This is a genomic window from Limosilactobacillus avium, from assembly GCF_947381485.1.
Taxonomy (GTDB): domain Bacteria; phylum Bacillota; class Bacilli; order Lactobacillales; family Lactobacillaceae; genus Limosilactobacillus; species Limosilactobacillus avium.
On sequence record NZ_CANCWN010000069.1, the window covers coordinates 1 to 1,278 of the forward strand.

The 1,278-nt window shown below is 49.7% G+C and carries 1 protein-coding gene and 1 pseudogene; both read left to right on the forward strand.

Features of this window, described 5'->3' with window-relative positions:
• A pseudogene (locus QOS01_RS10270) lies at nucleotides 1–243 on the forward strand (2-keto-4-pentenoate hydratase); the annotation flags it as partial.
• A gap of 39 nt (nucleotides 244–282) precedes the next feature.
• Nucleotides 283–1,227: an L-lactate dehydrogenase gene (locus tag QOS01_RS10275; RefSeq protein WP_283588502.1), complete on the forward strand. Its 945-nt coding sequence runs from the start codon at nucleotides 283–285 to the stop codon at nucleotides 1,225–1,227.
• Nucleotides 1,228–1,278: the final 51 nt, after the last annotated feature.

Genomic DNA, 1,278 nt, shown 5'->3' on the forward strand with positions numbered 1-1,278 from the left:
AACGTGACGCTTTACCACGATGGCCAAAAACAAGCAAGCGGTAAGTCCAGTGAGGTGCTTGGTAACCCATTCAAGTCCCTCTCCTGGCTAGTTGGTAAACTGGCGGAACAAGGAAAGGGGTTCCGCACTGGTCAGTTAGTTTCTTCCGGGACTTTCCTTCTCCCACCGCACTTAACCAAGGGAGTCTGGACCGCAAAGTTTGACCACGGCTTCGGTGACGTAACCGTTAACGTTAATGATTAATTAGTGAAACTGGGTATTAATTGAAAGGAAGTTTTTATTATGACACGTAAAGTAGCAGTATTTGGAATGGGACACGTTGGTGCAACGGTTGCTCACTACTTGGTTGCTGGTGGTTTCACAGATGATTTGGCACTTTATGATACAAATGAGGCTAAGGTTAACGCTGACGCCCTTGACCTCCGGGACGCCATGGCCAACCTGCCATACCACACCAACTTAACCGTCAATGATGATTCACAGCTTGCTGATTGTGACGTGGTTGTGTCTGCTTTGGGTAAGTCAAAGCTCGTTGATACTCCGGACCACGACCGGTTTGCAGAATTTAAGTTTACCCGCACCCAGGTGCCGTTGGTCGCTAAGAAACTTGTTGACAACGGTTTCCACGGCAAACTGGTGGACGTCACTAACCCGTGTGATGTCATCACATCAATGTACCAGAAGTTAACTGGCCTGCCGAAGGAGCACGTGCTGGGGACGGGGACCCTCCTTGATTCCGCACGGATGCGTGCCTGCGTTGGTGAGGCCCTCCACGTTGACTCACGTTCAGTTGTTGGTTTCAACCTTGGTGAACACGGAAACTCACAGTTCACCGCCTGGTCAACTGTTCGGGTACTGGGAAAGCGCGTTCTAGACCTAGCCAAGGAACGGGGACTGGACCTGGCTGACATCGAAGAACACGCCCGTCAAGGTGGTTACCTGGTTTATCAAGGAAAGAAGTACACCAACTATGGGGTAGCAACCGCGGCAGTGCGGTTAACTAATGCCCTCTTGAGCGATGCGCGGACTGAAATGCCGGTTTCCAACTACCGCGAAGAATACGGAACCTACCTATCATATCCCGCAGTTGTTGGTCGCGATGGGGTAGTTGAGCAACTCCACCTGGACTTAACTGATGAGGAAAAGGACAAGCTGGCCACTTCTGCAAAGTACATCAAGGAACGGCTTAAGGCAGAAGAAGAACGGGCTGCCAAGGCAAACAAATAGTAAATAACTTTATAAACAACTTAAATCCGATTCTTCCTGATAATTTCTTTC

Bases quoted from the DNA above. Each gene is read 5' to 3' on its own strand.
- QOS01_RS10275 (WP_283588502.1), top strand. From the start codon at position 283: ATGACACGTAAAGTAGCAGTATTTGGAATGGGACACGTTGGTGCAACG.